This is a genomic window from Curtobacterium sp. TXMA1, from assembly GCF_020162095.1.
GTDB lineage: Bacteria > Actinomycetota > Actinomycetes > Actinomycetales > Microbacteriaceae > Curtobacterium.
This window is the reverse complement of sequence record NZ_CP083910.1, coordinates 3300863-3318518: the sequence shown is the minus strand read 5'-3', so window position 1 is coordinate 3318518 and position 17656 is coordinate 3300863. Positions and strand designations below refer to the sequence as shown.

Annotated in this window: 20 protein-coding genes; 16 read left to right on the top strand and 4 right to left on the bottom strand. The window is 72.4% G+C overall.

Features of this window, described 5'->3' with window-relative positions:
• Window positions 1-272 precede the first annotated feature (272 nt).
• From LCG91_RS15660 to LCG91_RS15640, 5 genes are all read left to right on the top strand, one after another.
• On the top strand, window positions 273-920 hold the full coding sequence (locus tag LCG91_RS15660) for an ABC transporter permease (RefSeq protein ID WP_058749446.1): 648 nt from the start codon (window positions 273-275) through the stop codon (window positions 918-920).
• On the top strand, window positions 907-2199 hold the full coding sequence (locus LCG91_RS15655) for an ABC transporter ATP-binding protein (protein WP_318010443.1): 1293 nt from the start codon (window positions 907-909) through the stop codon (window positions 2197-2199). Before LCG91_RS15660 ends, LCG91_RS15655 begins: the two co-directional genes overlap by 14 nt.
• A complete protein-coding gene (locus tag LCG91_RS15650) occupies window positions 2196-2975 on the top strand; it encodes an ABC transporter permease (RefSeq protein ID WP_411955813.1) in 780 nt (259 codons plus the stop codon). Before LCG91_RS15655 ends, LCG91_RS15650 begins: the two co-directional genes overlap by 4 nt.
• Window positions 2972-4015: a glycine betaine ABC transporter substrate-binding protein gene (locus LCG91_RS15645; protein WP_224441952.1), complete on the top strand. Its 1044-nt coding sequence runs from the start codon at window positions 2972-2974 to the stop codon at window positions 4013-4015. Before LCG91_RS15650 ends, LCG91_RS15645 begins: the two co-directional genes overlap by 4 nt.
• Window positions 4016-4194: 179 nt before the next feature.
• Window positions 4195-4722: a GNAT family N-acetyltransferase gene (locus tag LCG91_RS15640; RefSeq protein WP_224441951.1), complete on the top strand. Its 528-nt coding sequence runs from the start codon at window positions 4195-4197 to the stop codon at window positions 4720-4722.
• 6 nt (window positions 4723-4728) lie between these two features.
• Here the strand turns inward: LCG91_RS15640 and LCG91_RS15635 are convergent, their stop codons facing one another.
• The gene (locus tag LCG91_RS15635; RefSeq protein WP_224441950.1) at window positions 4729-5004 is read right to left on the bottom strand and encodes a hypothetical protein; all 276 of its coding nucleotides are present in this window, start codon (window positions 5002-5004) and stop codon (window positions 4729-4731) included.
• 100 nt (window positions 5005-5104) lie between these two features.
• On the opposite strand from LCG91_RS15635, the gene LCG91_RS15630 reads away from it, so the two are divergent.
• The 4 genes from LCG91_RS15630 to LCG91_RS15615 all read left to right on the top strand — a co-directional run bounded on the left by LCG91_RS15630 (window position 5105) and on the right by LCG91_RS15615 (window position 8562).
• The gene (locus LCG91_RS15630) at window positions 5105-5791 is read left to right on the top strand and encodes a hypothetical protein (RefSeq protein ID WP_058749441.1); all 687 of its coding nucleotides are present in this window, start codon (window positions 5105-5107) and stop codon (window positions 5789-5791) included.
• Window positions 5792-5916: 125 nt separating this feature from the next.
• Window positions 5917-6633, top strand: a complete 717-nt coding sequence (locus LCG91_RS15625; RefSeq protein ID WP_224441949.1) for a hypothetical protein — start codon at window positions 5917-5919, stop codon at window positions 6631-6633.
• Between the two features lie 36 nt (window positions 6634-6669).
• Window positions 6670-8115 carry a phytoene desaturase family protein gene (locus tag LCG91_RS15620; RefSeq protein WP_058749440.1) on the top strand — a complete coding sequence of 482 codons (1446 nt, stop codon included), beginning with the start codon at window positions 6670-6672 and terminating at the stop codon, window positions 8113-8115.
• A gap of 3 nt (window positions 8116-8118) precedes the next feature.
• Window positions 8119-8562: an SRPBCC family protein gene (locus tag LCG91_RS15615; protein ID WP_224441948.1), complete on the top strand. Its 444-nt coding sequence runs from the start codon at window positions 8119-8121 to the stop codon at window positions 8560-8562.
• 115 nt (window positions 8563-8677) lie between these two features.
• Here LCG91_RS15615 and LCG91_RS15610 read toward each other — a convergent pair whose 3' ends face one another.
• A complete protein-coding gene (locus LCG91_RS15610) occupies window positions 8678-9496 on the bottom strand; it encodes a shikimate 5-dehydrogenase (RefSeq protein WP_224441947.1) in 819 nt (272 codons plus the stop codon).
• An 87-nt stretch (window positions 9497-9583) separates the two neighbouring features.
• Here LCG91_RS15610 and LCG91_RS15605 point away from each other — a divergent pair, with 87 nt between their 5' ends.
• Window positions 9584-10957 carry an L-serine ammonia-lyase gene (locus LCG91_RS15605; protein WP_058749456.1) on the top strand — a complete coding sequence of 458 codons (1374 nt, stop codon included), beginning with the start codon at window positions 9584-9586 and terminating at the stop codon, window positions 10955-10957.
• Window positions 10958-10974: 17 nt separating this feature from the next.
• Here LCG91_RS15605 and LCG91_RS15600 read toward each other — a convergent pair whose 3' ends face one another.
• Window positions 10975-11196 (bottom strand): hypothetical protein, encoded by a 222-nt coding sequence (locus LCG91_RS15600; RefSeq protein ID WP_058749437.1) that lies wholly within the window; start codon window positions 11194-11196, stop codon window positions 10975-10977.
• 102 nt (window positions 11197-11298) lie between these two features.
• Between LCG91_RS15600 and LCG91_RS15595 the strand changes: the two genes are divergently transcribed.
• The 6 genes from LCG91_RS15595 (at window position 11299) to LCG91_RS15570 (ending at window position 16558) form a co-directional block, all read left to right on the top strand.
• Window positions 11299-11547, top strand: a complete 249-nt coding sequence (locus LCG91_RS15595; protein ID WP_058729524.1) for a hypothetical protein — start codon at window positions 11299-11301, stop codon at window positions 11545-11547.
• Window positions 11548-11658: 111 nt separating this feature from the next.
• Window positions 11659-13344, top strand: coding sequence for a bifunctional 3'-5' exonuclease/DNA polymerase (locus tag LCG91_RS15590; RefSeq protein ID WP_224441946.1), 1686 nt, complete (start codon window positions 11659-11661; stop codon window positions 13342-13344).
• Between the two features lie 52 nt (window positions 13345-13396).
• Entirely contained in the window at window positions 13397-14296 is a 900-nt protein-coding gene (locus LCG91_RS15585) for a phosphatase PAP2 family protein (RefSeq protein ID WP_224441945.1), read from the top strand.
• Window positions 14297-14306: 10 nt separating this feature from the next.
• On the top strand, window positions 14307-16010 hold the full coding sequence (locus tag LCG91_RS15580) for a serine/threonine-protein kinase (protein WP_224441944.1): 1704 nt from the start codon (window positions 14307-14309) through the stop codon (window positions 16008-16010).
• 56 nt (window positions 16011-16066) lie between these two features.
• Window positions 16067-16297: a hypothetical protein gene (locus LCG91_RS15575; RefSeq protein WP_058749433.1), complete on the top strand. Its 231-nt coding sequence runs from the start codon at window positions 16067-16069 to the stop codon at window positions 16295-16297.
• Window positions 16298-16354: 57 nt separating this feature from the next.
• Window positions 16355-16558, top strand: coding sequence for a hypothetical protein (locus tag LCG91_RS15570; protein ID WP_224441943.1), 204 nt, complete (start codon window positions 16355-16357; stop codon window positions 16556-16558).
• 52 nt (window positions 16559-16610) lie between these two features.
• Here the strand turns inward: LCG91_RS15570 and LCG91_RS15565 are convergent, their stop codons facing one another.
• Window positions 16611-17549 carry an aldo/keto reductase family oxidoreductase gene (locus tag LCG91_RS15565; RefSeq protein ID WP_152999107.1) on the bottom strand — a complete coding sequence of 313 codons (939 nt, stop codon included), beginning with the start codon at window positions 17547-17549 and terminating at the stop codon, window positions 16611-16613.
• Window positions 17550-17656 lie beyond the last annotated feature (107 nt).

Sequence of the window (17656 nt, the reverse complement as noted above, 5' to 3'; positions counted from 1 at the left end):
GCCGGACGACCCGTCGTACCCCGTACGACGGGTCGTCCTCGTTCCACAGCCGGATCCCGAGGTAGCCGACGGCCGCTCGACATCGTTACCGTTCTCCCAGGTGGAAGGTCGGTACCGGCCGCTGAACGGGGATTTCCTCCTGCGGAGAATCGCAGGATCTGCAGCGATCAGACGTTTGCCGTTGGTCAAGTGCCCCGACCCCTGCGTACCGTCGGTCGAGTTCGTGCCCCGTCCGGTGGGGCGTTCGGCCGACCAGGGAGGGGCGCCCAACCGTGTTCCAGTACGTCGTGGAGCGATGGGACCAGATCTGGTTCTCGTCGTGGCAGCACCTCTCACTGGTCGTCCAGTGCACCGTGCTCGCCACGCTCATCGCCGTGGTGCTCGCAGCACTCGTCTACCGCAGTCCGCAGCTGACCTCGATCGCGAACGGGGTGTCCGCCGTCGGCCTGACCCTGCCGTCGTTCGCCGTGATCGGCCTGCTCATCGTGCCGCTCGGGTTCGGCGTCGTGCCGTCCGTCGTGACGGTCGTGTTCTTCGCCACGCTGCCGATCCTGCGGAACGCCGTCGTCGGCCTCGCCGAGATCCCGCCGACCGTCGTCGAGTCGGCGCGGGGGATCGGCATGAGCCGGATGCGCACCCTGCTGCAGGTCGAGCTGCCGATGGCGTGGCCGATCATCCTCAGCGGCGTCCGCGTCTCCGCGCAGATGGTGATGGGCATCGCCGCGATCGCCGCCTACGCGCTCGGCCCCGGTCTCGGCGGCTTCATCTTCTCCGGGCTCTCCCGGCTCGGCGGCGCCAACGCCCTGAACTCCGTCGTGGTCGGGGTGGTCGGGGTCGTCCTGCTCGCCTTCGTCCTCGACCTGCTCCTCATCGGCCTCGGCCGCCTGACCACCCCGAGAGGTATCCGTGTCCAGCACTGACCACGCCACCACCGACCACGCTTCCGGCACCGCGCCCGAGGGCGACGTCACCGGGCGCAGCATCCTGCTCGACGAGGTCACCAAGCGGTACCCGGGGCAGCAGAAGCCCGCCGTCGACGGCATCACGCTCGAGATCCCGGCCGGCAAGGTCGTCATGCTCGTCGGTCCGTCCGGCTGCGGCAAGACCACCACGCTCAAGATGATCAACCGACTCATCGAGCCCACCGAGGGGCGCATCGTCGTCGGTGACGAGGACGTCACCAGCATCGACGGCGACGAGCTCCGCCGCCGCATGGGCTACGTCATCCAGGCTGGCGGGCTCTTCCCGCACATGACGGTCGCGGCGAACATCGCGATCGTGCCGAAGATGCTCGGCTGGTCGAAGGAGAAGATCGCCGCCCGCGTCGACGAGCTCCTCGACCTGGTCTCGCTCGACCCCGACACCTACCGCGACCGCTTCCCGCGCGAGCTCTCCGGCGGCCAGCAGCAGCGCGTCGGCGTGGCACGCGCCCTCGCCGCCGACCCGCCCGTCCTGCTCATGGACGAGCCGTTCGGCGCCGTCGACCCGATCACCCGGCAGCGCCTGCAGGACGAGCTCCTGCGCATCCAGGAGGAACTGCACAAGACGATCGTCATCGTCACGCACGACTTCGACGAGGCCGTGAAGCTCGGCGACTGGATCGTCATCTTCACCGAGGGCGCGCACATCGTGCAGTACGACACCCCGGAGCGGATCCTGGCCGAGCCGGCCAACGAGTTCGTCGAGAACTTCATCGGCTCCGGTGCCGGGCTGAAGCAGCTGACGCTGAACCGCGTGCGCGACGTCGACGTGGTGTCCGCCGTGACGTGCTCGCCCGGCGAGGACGCGAAGGCCGTGCTGCAGCGCATGGACGAGGCCGGTCGGCACGGGCACGCCGTGGTCGTCGACCGCCGCCAGCGGCCGATCGGGTGGCCGTCGCGCCGGCAGCTCGAGCGCCTGGACCGCATCCCCGAGGGCATCGACCCCGCCCTGCCCGTCGTCGGCGAGGCCGCGACGCTCAACGACGCGCTCGACACCATGCTCGTCTCGAGCGCCGGTGCCGCGCTCGTCACCGGGCGCCGCGACGCGTTCCGCGGCGTGATCACCGTCGAGACCGTCATGGAAGCGATCACCCGCTCCCGCGCGGCCGCCGCCGACGAGCAGGCCTACACGCCGGTCGGCACGAACACCAACCCGATCGAGACCCTGCCGTCGTCGCCCACCTCGCCGACCCTCGCCACCTCCGGGGAGGACCTGTGACCGCCGTTGCGACGGACGCCCCCGCCGCGGCCGGCCCGGGCACCGCGCAGCGCACCCCGTGGAAGGGGCTGCTCGTCCAGCCGATCGCGATCCTGGTGGTCCTCGCCGCCTGGGTCGTCTGGCTGAACACCGCGGACCTCAGCGCGACCGAGCGCTCGACCCTGAACCCGACGGGGATCCTCGAGCTCACCGGCCAGCACCTCGTGCTGACGCTCCAGGCCACCGTGCTCGTGCTCGTGATCGGCATCCCGCTCGGGGTCCTGCTCACCCGCGGGCCCTTCCGTCGGGCGAGCACCACGGTCATCGCCGTCGCGAACTTCGGGCAGGCGGCCCCCGCCGTCGGGCTCATCGTGCTGCTCGCGGCGTGGCTCGGCCTGAACAGCTGGTCGGCGGTCGTCGCCCTCGTGCTCTACGCGATCCTGCCGGTGCTCCGGAACACCATGCTCGGGGTGCAGAGCGTCGACGACCGGCTCGTCGAGGCCGGTCGGGGCATGGGCATGAGCGCCCTCAGCGTGCTGCTCAAGGTCGAACTGCCGCTGGCGGTCCCGGTCATGCTCTCCGGCATCCGGACGGCCCTGGTGCTGCTCGTCGGTACCGCGAGCCTGGCGACCTTCGTCGGTGCGGGCGGCCTCGGGCTCCTCATCACCACGGGCGTGAACCTGTTCCTGCCGAAGGTGCTCGTCTCCGGGGCGCTCCTGGTGGCGCTCCTCGCCCTGACCATCGACTGGATCGGCCGCGTGGTCGAGACGGTCGCACGACCGAAGGGACTCCGATGACCACCGCCGAAGCGCCGGACGCGCGCCGCGCCTCCCGTCCGTCCGCCGGTCGCCGTTGGGTGACCGCAGCAGCCGTGGCGGGGGCGAGTGCCCTCGTACTGACCGGCTGCGGCCTGCAGCCGGCCGCGTCCTTCGTGCCGGGCGCCGCGCCGGGGTCGATCCAGCGGATCGAGGACCTGCCGGACGGTGCGGCGCTCACCGTGACGTCGAAGAACTTCACGGAGCAGCTCGTCCTCGGCAAGATCGCCGTCCTCGCCGCCAAGGCTGCCGGGTTCGACGTCACCGACGAGACGAACGTGCCGGGGTCGGTCGCGGTCCGCGAGCTGATGACCTCGCACAGCGCGGACTTCACGTACGAGTACACGGGCACCGCCTGGCTGACCTTCATGGCGCACGAGCAAGGGATCCCGGACAAGACCGAGCAGTGGCAGGCGGTCCGGGACGAGGACGCCGGCAACGGGCTGACCTGGCTCGAGCCCGCGCCGATGAACAACACGTACGCGTTCGCGGTGCGCGACGAGGCGGTGTCCGAGCTCGGTGACGTGCAGACGCTGTCGGACATCACGAAGCTGCCGGTCGACCAGCGCACGTTCTGCGTCGAGTCGGAGTTCAACTCGCGAGCGGATGGCTTCAAGCCGATGCTCGAGAAGTACGGCCTGGAGCTCGGCGGGGCGGGCGAGAACGGCGTGCCGACCTCGAACGTCAGCATCCTCGACACGGGCACCGTCTACACGGCCACCGACCGGGGCAAGTGCAACTTCGGCGAGGTCTTCACGACCGACGGCCGCATCAAGTCGCTCGGGTTGACGGTCCTCGAGGACGACCGTGGGTTCTTCCCGGCGTACAACGTCGCGCCCGTGATCGACTCCGAGACGCTCGAGGAGTACCCGCAGCTCCGCGACGTGTACGACCAGATCTCGCCGGAGCTCACCGATGAGGCGCTGCAGGAGCTGAACCGGCAGGTGGACGTCGAGGGGCGCGAGCCGGCGGACGTCGCGTTCGACTGGATGGTGGACGAGGGCTTCATCACGGCACCCTGACGGGGCCGCCGGACGGACGGGAGGCGCGGTGCCGGTGGGTGCCGCGCCTCCCGTCGTCCGTCGGGTCGCGTCGGGTGGCGCCTGGTCGCGTCGGGTGCCGTCGAGTCCGCGCCCGCTCGCTGCGGGCCGCATCGTGCCGGCTCCGGACGTCCCGGGCCGCCGTGCATAGTCTCGGACGCGTGGCGGCTTCGGGACGGGACCTCGGTGACGGGTGCACGCTGACGCTGCGCGACCTGAGCACGGTCGACGCCGTCCACGACCTGGTCCAGGCCAACCTCGCGCGGCTCCGGGCCGCGGAGCCGTGGGCGTGGGCGTCGGTCTCGCGGGACTCGCTCGTGCTGCACACGGAGCAGCTCCTCGGGCAGTACGCCATGGACCGGGCGGTCCCGTGCGTCATCCGGGCGGATGGGTGCATCGTCGGAGCGGCATCGCTCGCCCTCGACCCCTACCTGGGCCAGGCGTCGCTCGGCTACTGGATCGACGAGCGGTACGAGGGGCGCGGCATCGTCCGACGGGCCGCGTCCGCGCTGCTCGACGTCTCGCAGGAACGGGGGAGCGCCCGGGTGGAGATCCGGACCGGCGTCGACAACGTCCGGAGTCGGGCGCTTGCCGAGCGGCTCGGGTTCGTGCACGAGGGGACGCTGCGCAGCGCCCTGCCGCTCGGTCCCCGACGGGTCGACGTGGCGGTGTACGGGCTGGTGCCCTGACGGTCGTCAGCGGCCCTGCTGGACACGGGTCCACACCGCGACGGCCCCGCCGAGCACGAGCAGCACTCCGACCACGATCCAGACCGCCAGCGCGACGAGGTTGAGCAGGATGCCCCACCCCGCCCGGCCGCGCGCCATCGGCTCACGACTGCGGGAGGCGATGCCGAGGCAGAGGCCGACGACGGGGGCGAAGAAGGTCCACCCGGCGAGCAGCGAGCAGATCCCGAGCACGAGGCTCGCGGTGCCGAGGCCGGTCCGAGGGGAGTGCTGCATCGTGGTCATGCAGACGACGCTACGGGTCGGCTCGCTCCGGCACGTCCCTCGGCGGTGGGATCGCGGGTCCGCCTGCGGACGGACGGCCGGCCGCCGGTATCGTCGGAGCATGGCCCTGTTCGGACGACGCACCAGGAACGACGTTCGCGACCGACCCGTCAGCCAGGTGGAGCTGAAGCGAGCGGTGGACGAGGGCTTCCTCATCGCCAAGGCCGCGGTCACCGTCGCGGTGGCGAACCGGATCATCACGAACGCCCTGCGCGACCAGGGGTACTTCGACCACGCCGTGATCGCCGAGGCCGCCCGCGACGAACTGCACCGCATGGCCGAGGAGCAGCGCGGCGACGCCGCTCGCATGCGGGAGATCCGGTCCACGTCGAGCAACAAGCGAGGGCGCTCGCAGCACCAGCACGACTACAAGCGCGGTGACGACCTGAAGCTCCGGACGCGTGAGGCCACCTACGAGCAGCTCGCCACGATGCTCGACCGGCGGCGCGACGACCAGGGCTTCGTCGACGGCATCGTGCTGCAGGCCCGGGCGCGCGCGTGGGACGACATCGGCACGACGGTCGTCGGGCGACTCGGGTGGGCGCAGCGTCCGACCGAGGACTACGAGATCGGGCGCGACGAACGCCTGCAGCAGATGCTCGACGAGGACTTCGCCGCGCTGCTCGCCGAGCACCCCGCGGGCGCCGAGGCGCCGATCGCGACACCGGCCGACGCGGACGAGCCCGACGAGGGCGACGGCCCCGAGGACGGGACCGACCCCGCCGACGCGGACATCGCCCGCCCCTGATCTCCACGCACGTGGACTGGTACTTGATGTACCACCGAAACGCGTCTATCCTGGAGCCGTAACGCCCCAGGACCATTCGGCATCGCCGGACTCCTGGGGCGATCGTCGTCTTCGGGGGAGTTCGTGTGACCGGTCGATCAGCCGTCGTTGGGCTCGACATCGCCACGCTCACGGACTTACCGCGCCTCTGCAGCGCTGCTCGCCTGGGCCCCTACCTCGCCGCTTGCAACGGCGATCGTGCCGGCGCGCTCCGCCTCTACGCCTGGAACATCGAGATGACCGCTGCGTTCTGGGGCCCGATCGCCGTGCTCGAGATCGCCGTCCGCAACACGATGCACGACGCCCTGCGCGCTGGACGGAACGACGATTGGTGGAACGACGAGGCGGTGCACCTCATGCCGCGAGAGCGTCGCGCCGTCGACGGTGCCACCGACACCTTGGCGCGGCGAGGCGTCGCGCGACCGACCGCCGACCAGGTCGTCGCCGCGACGAGCTTCGGGTTCTGGGTCGGGCTGACCGACGCCGGGGTGCCCCGGCACCCGACCCTCAGCTACGAGACCGTGCTCTGGCAGCCGCGACTGAGGACGGCGTTCCCGCACCTCGGCACGCTCCGTCGCAAAGGACTGCACCGCCTGCTCGACGACGTGCGCCGGTTCCGCAACCGTCTCGCGCACCACGAGCCGATCCACACTGCCCCGCTGGGACGCATCCGTGACGACATCACCCGGATCGCGGGAATCGTGAGTCCAGATGCGGAGCGACTCATCGTCGATTCGAGTCGCATCGATCCCGTGCTCGCTCGTCGCGATGAGGCGCTGAACGCAGGTCGGACGGTCATCTGAGCGAACGCGCTGTGGGCAACTCCTAGGCTCGGGCACATGGTTGATGCGGTGGTCGTCGGTGCCGGGCCGAACGGACTCGCGGCGGCGGTGACGCTCGCGCGTGCCGGGCTGTCGGTCGAGGTCGTCGAGCGGAACGACACGATCGGCGGCGGCGCCCGCACGGCCCAGCTGACGCTGCCCGGCTTCCACCACGACGTCTGCTCCGCCGTGCACCCGATGGCGCTGCAGTCCGAGTTCTTCCGGCTGTTCCGGATGGAGGACCGCATCGAGCTCCGGCTGCCCGAAGTGCAGTACGGACACCCCCTCGACCGCGGTCGCGCCGGCATCGCGTACCGCGACCTCGAGCGCACCGCCGACGGCCTCGGGGTCGACGGTCGGGCGTTCCGGAACCTGATGGCGCCCCTGTCGGGCAACGCCGACCAGGTCGCCGACTTCGCCACCGACGCGCTGCTGCACGTCCCGCGCCACCCGCTGACCGTGCTGCGGTTCGGCCTCCGCGCCCTTGAGCAGGGCAGCGCCGCCTGGAACGCCCGGTTCCGCGACGAGGTCGCGCCGGCGATGGTGTCCGGCGTCGCCGCGCACTCGATCCAGCACATGCCGTCCCTGTCGACCGCCGCCGCGGCGCTGTCGCTCGGGTCGTACGCCCACGCCCGCGGGTGGCCGGTGCCGATCGGGGGCAGCCAGGCGATCGTGGACGCGCTCGCCGCAGACCTCGTCGCGCACGGCGGCACGATCGAGACCGGCCGCGAGGTCCGCTCCCTCGCCGACCTCACCCCGGCGAAGGCGGTCCTCTTCGACACGAGCGTCCCGGGCATGCTGCACATCGCCGGGAAGCAGATCCCCACCCCGAAGCGCGGGGCGCTCCGCCGCTTCCGGTTCGGCAACGCGGCGGCGAAGGTCGACTTCGCACTGTCCGACCCGGTGCCGTGGACGAACACCGAGCTCCGGAAAGCCGGCACGGTGCACATCGGCGGCACCCGCGCGGAGATCGCCGAGGCCGAGCGGGCCGTCGCACAGGGGCGGCACGCGGAACGACCGTACGTGCTCGGCTCGGAGCCCACCGTGGTCGACCCGGGTCGCGCGCCCCGCGGCAAGCACGTCTTCTGGGCGTACGCGCACGTGCCCGCCGGCTCCGACGTCGACCCGACCGACGCGATCGTCCGGCAGATCGAGCGCTTCGCTCCCGGGTTCCGCGACACGATCCTGCAGTCGAGCAGCCGCACGGCCGTGCAGATGGGGGAGTACAACCCGAACTACGTCGGTGGCGACATCGCCGCCGGGGCCGCGAGCTTCTGGCAGCTCGTGAAGCGGCCCGTCCTGTCGTCGGACCCGTGGCGGATGGGCGGCGGCATGTACCTGTGCTCGGAGGCGTCCGCGCCCGGCCCGGGTGTGCACGGCATGGCGGGCTGGCACGCGGCCCGCAGTGCGCTGCGCCACACCTTCGGGCTGTCCGAGCACGTCGACCTCGCACCGGAGGACTGAACCATGGCGAAGAACGTCCGCATCGTGCACTGCAGCCCGGAGGCCGTCTTCGACGTGCTCCTCGACGGCTGGCTCTACCCGACCTGGGTCGTCGGTGCCTCGCGCATGCGCGGCCAGGACCCGACGTGGCCGGCGGTCGGATCAGAACTGCACCACTCGTTCGGCATCTGGCCGTTCCTGATCAACGACGTGACGACCGTGCTCGAGGTCGACGAGCCCCGCCGCCTGGTGATCCAGGCGAAGGGCTGGCCGGTCGGCGAGGCCCGCGTCGAGGTCGAGGTGGAACCGCACCCGCGCGGGAGTCGTGTCACCCTGCGCGAGAACCCCGTGCGGGGTCCTGGGTCGCTCGTCCCGGGGTTCATCGCACAGCCCGGCATCTGGGTCCGCAACAACGAGAGCATCCGACGGCTCCGCTGGGTCGCGGAGGGTCGCGCTGGTACCCAGTAGACGGACTGGCGCGGCCCGCTCAGCGGTGACGCGCCAGCGTCACGCGGGCCGCGCCGACCGAGCCTGCGAGGGAGGACGTGGCGGCGCCGCCACGATCCTCCAGTCCGTCATCCGGTCACTCCGCGCGACTGAACTCGCTCGCCCGACGGACCTGGTCGTCCGTCAGGGCGACGCCCGTGTACCGCTCGAACTGGCGTGCTGCCTGCAGCGCGATGACCTCGGCACCCGTGACCACACGCTTCCCGGCGGCGCGACCGGCTCGGACGAGCGGGGTCTCGGAGGGGAACGCGACCACGTCGAAGACGGTCGACGCGGCCTCGATGCGGTCCTGCGGGAAGGCGAGTGCGTCCTCGTCCGGACCGCGCATGCCGAGCGGGGTGACGTTCACCACGACGTCGGCGTCGGGTGCTTCCTGCTCGGTCGCGACCCAGTCGAAGCCGTACTGCTCGGCGAGAGCGGGCCCGCTCCCGGTGTTGCGCGCGACGACGGTGAGCTGCTCGAAGCCCGCGCCGCGGAAGGCCGCCGTGACCGCCTTCGCCATGCCGCCGGAGCCGCGGAGGACCACGCGGGCGGTCGGGTCGACCTCGTGCGTGCGGAGCAGGGAGGCGACGGCCTCGTAGTCGGTGTTCGACGCGGTGAGCACGCCTTCGTCGTTCACCACCGTGTTGATCGACTGGATGGCGGCAGCGGACTCCTCGACCACGTCGACGAGGGGGATGATCGCCTCCTTGAAGGGCATCGAGACCGAGCAGCCCCGGATGCTGAGTGCCCGGATGCCGGTGACCGCGCCGGGCAGGTCGGTCGTCGTGAACGCCTTGTAGGCGAAGTTCAGCCCGAGCTCGTCGTACAGGAAGTTGTGGAACCGGGTGCCGATGTTGCTCGGGCGGGCCGCGAGGGAGATGCAGACCTGCATGTCCTTGTTGAGGATGGGCATGGCACGAGTCTCGCACGCCCGTGCCGATGGAGCGGTTCACCCTCCGCTCCGCAGGGCCGCGCCGTCCGGACGGGTTAGTGTGGCGTGGTGCCGGTCTCCGTCTTCGATCTGTTCAGCGTCGGGATCGGTCCGTCGAGTTCCCACACCGTCGGGCCGATGCGTGCCGGAGCGGCCTTCGCCGCCGAGCTCGCGGACCTGCCCGTCGCCGGGCTCGACGTCCACCTGTACGGCTCCCTCGCGTCCACGGGGCAGGGGCACGGCACGCTCGGCGCGGTGCTCGCCGGCCTGATGGGTTCCGACCCCGAGACCGTCGACCCCGATGCGATGGCGGCCTCGCTCGACGAGCTCGAGCACAGCGGCGTGCTGCGGCTCGCGTCCGGCGCGACCGTGCCGTACCGCCAGGCCGACATCGTGCTGCACCCGCTCACCATGCTGCCCCGCCACCCGAACGCCATGCGGCTCACCGCGACCGCCGCCGACGGCGCCGTGCTCGTCGAGGAGACCTACTACTCGATCGGCGGCGGGTTCATCACGACCGACACCGAGGGCGCCGTGGCCGAGGCCGCGATCCCCGTCGACGACGCCGTCCCGCACCCGTTCTCGAGCGGTGCCGAGCTGCTGGCCGCCTGCGCGGCGACCGGCCTGCCCGTGAGCGGCATCGCGATGGCGAACGAGACCGTCACCCGGAGCGAGGCCGAGGTCCGTGCCGGACTCCTGCACGTGCACGGCGTCATGCGCGAGAGCGTCGACCGCAGCATCCGTCGCACCGGCACGTTGCCCGGGGGCCTGACCGTGCGGCGCCGCGCGGCGAACTGGCACGAGCAACTCACCCGCGACGACCCGCACCACGACCCGCTCTTCGCGATGGAGTGGGTGAACCTCACCGCGATGGCGGTCAATGAGGAGAACGCCACGGGCGGTCGGGTCGTCACGGCGCCGACGAACGGCGCCGCCGGGATCATCCCCGCGGTGCTGTACTACGCCCTGACCTACGTCTCCGAGGTCGCCCCGGAGGACCGCGACGACGCCGTGGTCCGCTTCCTGCTCACCGCCGGGGCGATCGGCTCGATCTACAAGGAGCGGGCGTCGATCTCCGGCGCCGAGGTCGGCTGCCAGGGCGAGGTCGGCTCCGCGGCGTCGATGGCGGCCGCCGGGCTCGCCGAGGTCCTCGGTGGCATCCCCGAGCAGGTCGAGAACGCCGCCGAGATCGCGATGGAGCACAACCTCGGGCTGACGTGCGACCCGATCGGCGGTCTCGTGCAGATCCCGTGCATCGAGCGCAACGCCATCGCGGCGAACAAGGCGATCAACGCGGCGCGGATGGCGCTCCGGGGCGACGGTGTGCACCACGTGTCCCTCGACCAGGTCGTCGAGACGATGCGCCAGACGGGCGCGGACATGTCGACGAAGTACAAGGAGACCGCGATGGGCGGCCTGGCGGTCAACGTCCCGCTCTGCTGAGCGTGGTGCCCGGTCGGTCAGCCGACCTGCATCTCGAGCGGGATCGCGCGCGGCGCCACGTGGTGCTGGCCGTCCTCGGTCCGCACGATGAGCGCGGGACGACCGGGGGTGTCGAGGACGTCGACCGTCGTCCCGGCGACCAGTCGTCCCCGGTCGCGGTACCGGACCACCGCGTGGATCGGGACGTCGTCGGCGGGGACCGGACGCCACCGTGGTGCTCGTGCGCGTTCCGTCTCCATCACTCCACCTTGGAGTCTGTCCACTTCACGCACCAAATCGGTGATGGCTGCTCATGTGCACTGCCGAGAGCCGTCGCGTCGGTCGCGGGTACGGTCGGTCGCATGAGCGACACGGACCACGACCACCTCGGCGACGGCGTCGACATGTCCTTCGAGGAACGACGCCAGGACACCTTCCGACGCATGTCCGGCTCGGACGCGCACGACGCCGACCCGCGCGTCGAGGTCTCCCGGGCCGAGGACGGGGACATCCGCATCGACGTCACCGACTCGGCAGCCGTTCGCCCGGGCGACGCCGCCGGCACCGACCCCCGCACGGACGCGGCGCAGGACCCCCACCACGCCGACTGACCCCTTCCTCCTCCTCCGCCGCAAGACGCGACCAAGGCGACATCTCGCAGCGCTGTACCGCTGCGAGCACCCGCCGACGTTGCGTTCCGCGAAAGGGGGGATGATCGTCGGGTGCACCTCGTCCTCCACCGCGTCGACGGCGGCGTCACCGCGACGCCCCTGACCGACGCGGGGGAGTCGGCCGGCGAGCCGACGCGCGTGGACGAGCCGGGCCTCCCGGCCTTCGTCGCCGCGCACGACGCACCCGACGTGCGCTGGGTCTGGGACGACACCGCCCGCTGGTACCCGGCCGTCCTGGCGGCCGGCGGACGCGTCGGCCGTTGCGTCGACCTCCGACTCTGCCGCCGCATCCTGCGGGGCGCGCTCGCCGCCCGGGGCACCGCCCTCGCAGCGGCTCCCGTCGACACGTGGGATGCACCCGGCCAGGAGGCCCGCCCCACCCGTCCGACGCAGGCCCGGCTCTTCGACGACGCGCTCTTCGCCGTCGGGCCGGCCGACGACGCGGCCGACCCGGTCACCGAGTTCCGGCTGCAGCTCGACGCGATCGCCACGTCGACGACCCCGGGGGCCCTCCGCCTGCTGACGACCGCGGAGTCGGCCGGGGCGCTCGTCGCGGCCGAGATCCTGCACGCGGGACTGCCCTGGCGCGCCGACGTGCACGAGCGACTGCTCGAACAAGAACTCGGACCCCGGGTGCCCGCAGGGGTGCGGCCGCGTCGACTCGAGGAGCTCGCGGTGGAGATCCGCACGCACCTCGGCGACCCCGGTCTCAACCCGGACTCGCCCGCCGACGTCCTGCGGGCGCTCCGAGCGGCCGGACTCATGGTGTCGTCGACGCGCAAGTGGGAGCTGCAGGAACTCGAGCACCCGGTCATCGCGCCGCTGCTCGAGTACAAGAAGCGCTCCCGCCTGCTCACCGCGAACGGCTGGGCCTGGCTCGACGAGTGGGTGCAGGACGGCCGGTTCCACCCGAAGTACGTCGTCGGCGGGGTCGTCACCGGGCGCTGGGCGGCCGACGGTGGCGGCGCGATGCAGCTGCCGAAGACCGTCCGCAGCGCGGTCGTGGCCGACGAGGGGTGGGCCTTCGTGGTGGCGGACGCGGCGCAGCTCGAACCGCGGGTGCTCGCAGCCATGGCCGGCGACCGGGCCATGGCGACAGCCGGCGACGGACGGGACCTGTACGACGGTGTGGTGGCCTCGGGTGCGGTGGAGACCCGGCAGCAGGCCAAGGGCGCGATGCTCGGCGCGATGTACGGCGCCACGCAGGGGGACGCGGGGCGGCTCGTCCCGAGGCTCGCCAGGGCGTTCCCCGCGGCACTCGGCCTCGTCGACCGCGCCGCCCGCGCCGGGGAGCGCGGCGAGCCGGTGACGACGCTGCTCGGCCGGACGTCACCCGTGCCCGACGAGGCCTGGTTCGCCGCCCGCAACCGCGCGTGGTCGGTGGACGGCACCCCGGCGCAGCAGCGGGCGGTCGAGGGACGCGCGCGCAGCTGGGGTCGGTTCACCCGGAACTTCGTGGTGCAGGGCACGGCGGCCGAGTGGGCACTGGCGTGGATGGGATCGCTCCGCACCCGGCTCGCGACGCGGTTCCCCGGCCCGCTGACGGCCGGCCCGCACCTGGTGTTCTTCGTGCACGACGAGATCGTGGTGCACACACCGGTCGAGCACGCGGCGTTCGTCGCCGAGCAGGTCCGGGCGGCCGCGGTCGACGCCGGACGGCTGCTCTTCCGGGACTTCCCGGTGGTCTTCCCGCTGAGCGTGTCCACCGTGCGCGACTACGGCGCCGCGAAGGACTGAGACCGGCTCCCCGCGCCGTGCGCTCGCAGCGTCGGACGGGCAGGGTGGGACGATGCAGCGCGCCGACCACGAGGACCCGACCGACCCGCTCGCGGCCGCCGCCGCACGGGTCGACCGGGACGAGCGCTCCGCCGTCGACGCGGACCGCCACGTCGGTGACGTCGACCTGACCTCGTGGCGATCCCGTGCCGGGCACGCGGTCGCCGAGGCATGGGCCGCGCTCGGCCGACGGTACGGGGCCCTCCCGCTGCTCGTGCTGACGCTCCTGGTCGGCATCGGCATCGCGGTGACCGCGACCTGGGCGGCGTCCGAGGTGTACGACGCCGTCCGGGAGTCCGACGACGTCGCCGTGCTCGACCGTCCGGTGCTCGACTGGATGCTCACCCTGCGCTCGCCGTTCGCGGACCAGGCGGTGACGTGGTGGACCGACATCGCCGGGACGATCGGGATGCCGATCGTCGCCGTCGCATTCCTCGTCGGCTTCACGGTGCAGCGCCGGGCATGGACCCCGCTGGTGCTGCTCGTGGCGGCGAGTGGCGGCTCGCTCCTCATGACGATCGCGGGCAAGGACCTGATCGGCCGTGCCCGCCCGCCGCTGTCCGACGCGGTGCCGCCCTACGAGCACTCGCCGTCGTTCCCGTCCGGGCACACGCTCAACGCCACGGTCGTCGTCGGCACGATCGTGTACCTGCTCATCCTGCGGCAGTCCCGCACGGTGACCCGCGTGTGGACGATCGTCGTCGGGACGCTCTTCGTGCTGTCGATCGGCGTCTCGCGGATCTTCCTCGGGCACCACTGGACGACGGACGTGCTCGCCGCGTGGGCCCTCGGCCTGGCCTGGCTGGCCCTGGTGATCACGGCCCACCGGCTCTACCTGACGGCCCTGCACCGGGGTGCCGAACCCGTCCGCCGCGGCGGGGGACCGGCGCGCCCGGTCAGGTCGCCACGGTAGGTTCACCCGCATGGAAGAACGGGTCTTCGGCGGCAGGTACCGCGTCACCGGCACGCTCGGACACGGCGGCATGGCCTCGGTCTACCGCGCGGTCGACGAGCAACTCGGCCGCGAGGTCGCCGTCAAGGTCTTCCGGATCGGTGCCGTCGACCACGGGGAACGCGCCCGGGCCGAGGCGGAGATGCACACCCTCGCCGCGCTCCGCAGCCCCTCGCTGGTCACGCTCTACGACGCGGCACTCGACGACGAGGACGGCGACTCCTACCTGGTCATGGAGCTCGTCCCGGGCAGCGACCTCGACACCCGGCTGCGTGAGGGTCCGCTCGACACCACGACGACCGCCCGCACGGGAGCCCAGGTCGCCGAGGGGCTCGCCGCCGTGCACGCGCAGGGCATCGTGCACCGTGACGTGAAGCCCGCGAACGTCCTGCTGGAGAGCGACGGCGAGCACGTCAAGCTCGCCGACTTCGGCATCGCCCTGCTGCGCGACGCCGCCCGGGTGACCGGCACGGGGACCGTCATCGGCACCGCCGCGTACATCTCCCCGGAGCAGGTCCTCGGTCGCGAGGTCACCGGCCAGGCCGACGTCTACGCCCTCGGGCTCCTGCTGCTGCAGTGCCTGACGGGCGAACGACCCTTCCCCGGCACGGCCGTGGAGTCCGCGACCGCCCGGCTCACCCGCGGCCCGGAGATCGACCAGCACCTGCCCACCGCCTGGCGGACGCTCCTGCACGTCATGACGGCGCAGGACCCGTCCGAGCGGCCCACCGCGGCCGAGGCGGCCCGACGCCTCCGGGCACTCGAGCGGGACGGTGCAGCTCCGGCGACCCAGCTGCTGCCCGGCGGTCCCGGTACCCTGACCCGTGCCGCCGGTGGTGCGGCCGGCGCGGCTGCCGGTCTGGCGGGTGCCGCACTCGGAGCCGGCGGTCCGGACGCCGCACACGCTGACCAGGCGACCCAGGCGATGCCGGGTGTGGTGGACGGCGACCAGGCCACGCGAGCCATGCCGACCGCGGGCGGCGCCGAGGCCCCGACGCGGGCGTTCGACCGGACCGGTGGACAGGACGACGTCGCGACGACGGTCCTCGGTGCCCAGCGCGGCGCCGGAGGAGCTGGTGCCGCTGCCGGCGGTGGTGCTGCCGTCGGCGGTGCCGCTGCGCGCGGTGCCGGCGGCGCGACGGACGCGGCCGGACGCGGTGGTGCGGCCCCGGACGAACCGAAGCGTCGACGTGCCGGCATCATCGCTGCGGTCGCCATCGGACTCCTCGTGCTGGCCGGCATCGGCGTCGCGCTGTTCGCGCTCGGCGGGCGGGACGACCCGACGCCCGCCCCCACCGGGTCGAGCGAGCCGTCGACCTCGACGGACGAGCAGACGAGCGAGCCGGAGCAGCAGCCGAGTCAGGAGCAGCAGCCGAGCGAGCCCGCGCAGGAGCCGAGCGAACCGGCCGAGGAGCCGAGTCAGGAGCAGGAACCGAGCGAGCCTGCGCAGGAGCCGAGCCAGCCCGCTGACGACGCGAGCGTCGGGCCGCAGCCGGGCGGCCCCGCGTCGAACCCGGTCGAGGCACCCCAGGGCGGCCCCGGCGGCAACGGCAACGGCAACGGTCCAGGGAGCAACAGCGGCAAGGGCAAGGGTGCCGGTGCCGCGGACACGACGCTGGACACCACGGTCGGGACGCTCACCGGTGACCCCGGCAAGGGTCCCGGGCGTGGCTGACGCGGCGGACGGACAACGTCCACCTGCCGTCCACCGGCGGGGAGCACGCTCGGCGCATGTCGATGAGCACACCGTTCGATCCGCAGCAGCCCGGTGCCGACCTCCCCGTGGACGGCAGCGACCAGACCGAGATCGAGGTCGAGGAGGACCGCGGCGCCGACGTCGGCCCGGACGCGGTCGACCCGAGCACCTCGCCGGTCTCCCACGAGGACGAGGACGAGGCCGGCGGCGGCCCGGTCTTCCGCCGACCGCAGGCGGGCGACCGACTGCACGCCGACGACCTCTGACGGACACCGTCGACATCTGACACCTCGCTGCCAGCCGGGAGCGGCATGCTCGTGCGCATGTCGTTCGCGAACGCGTGGGACCCGTCGCAGGGTCGCGCCATCCCAGAGGACCAGGCCACCGAGGACGGGCTCGAGCTCGACGAGGACACCGCCGCCGAGCTCGGCATCTCGTTCGACGTGGTCGGGGGCGCGTCCGCCGATCCGACGCGGGTGTCCCCCGTCGACGTCCGCGTGCCGAGCGCGCCCGACACCGACGACTGACCGCCTGCTCCGGGCCCGCCCGGTGCGCTCACCGAGCGGGCCCGGGATCCGGTCAGGGGACGGTGTGCCCCGCCGCCGTCAGGACGCGGTACCACTCCTCGCGGGACAGCTCGACGTCGGAACCCGCCGCCGAGTCCCGGACGCGCTGCGGGTTCGTCGTGCCGAGGACGACCTGGAAGTGCGCGGGGTGCCGGGTGATCCACGCCACCGCGATGCCGGTCGGGGTGACCCCGTGGGCCGACGCCAGCTCCTCGAGCACGTCGTTCAGCTCGGCGTACTGCTCGCGGTCGCCGAGGAAGACGCCGTCGAAGAAGCCCTTCTGGAACGGTGACCAGGCCTGCAGCGTCACGTCGTGCAGGCGTGCGTGGTTGAGGATGTCGTTGTCGCGGTCGATCGACTGGTCGAGACCGGCCATGTTCGCCGTCAGGCCCTGCGTGATGACGTTGGCGTGCGTGATGCTCAGTTGCACCTGGTTGAACGCGAGCGGTTGGCGCACGGACTTCTTCAGCAGCTCGACCTGACCCGGCGTGTGGTTCGAGACCCCGAAGTGGTGCACCTTGCCGGCCGCGTGCAGCTCGTCGAACGCGCGGGCGACCTCGTCCGGTTCGACGAGCGCGTCGGGACGGTGCAGGAGCAGCACGTCGACGTAGTCGGTCTGCAGTGCCTCCAGCGACTCGTGCACGGACTCGATGATGTGCTCGTACGAGAAGTCGAAGTACGCGCCGTTCGGCGTCGGGCGGATCCCGACCTTGGTCTGCAGCTGGATCGCGGCACGCTCGGACGACGACAGGGTCACGGCCGAGCCGAAGCGCTGCTCGCACCCGTGCCAGACGCCGTACACGGCAGCGTGGTCGAACATCGTGACGCCCGCGTCGCGCGAGGCGGTGTACAGCTCGCGGATGTCCTCGTCGCTCATGTCGTTGATCCGCATGAGCCCGACGACGACGTCGGACGCGGTGAGGTCGGTCTGTGGCAACTCCAGTGTCTTCACGTGCTCGATCCTGCCAGCAGGTCACCGTGCGCAGACAGGCCCTGCCGGTGCCCGTCGGGACCGGTCCGGCAGCGGCGCTCGCCGTGACCGGGTGACGGACGGGAGGC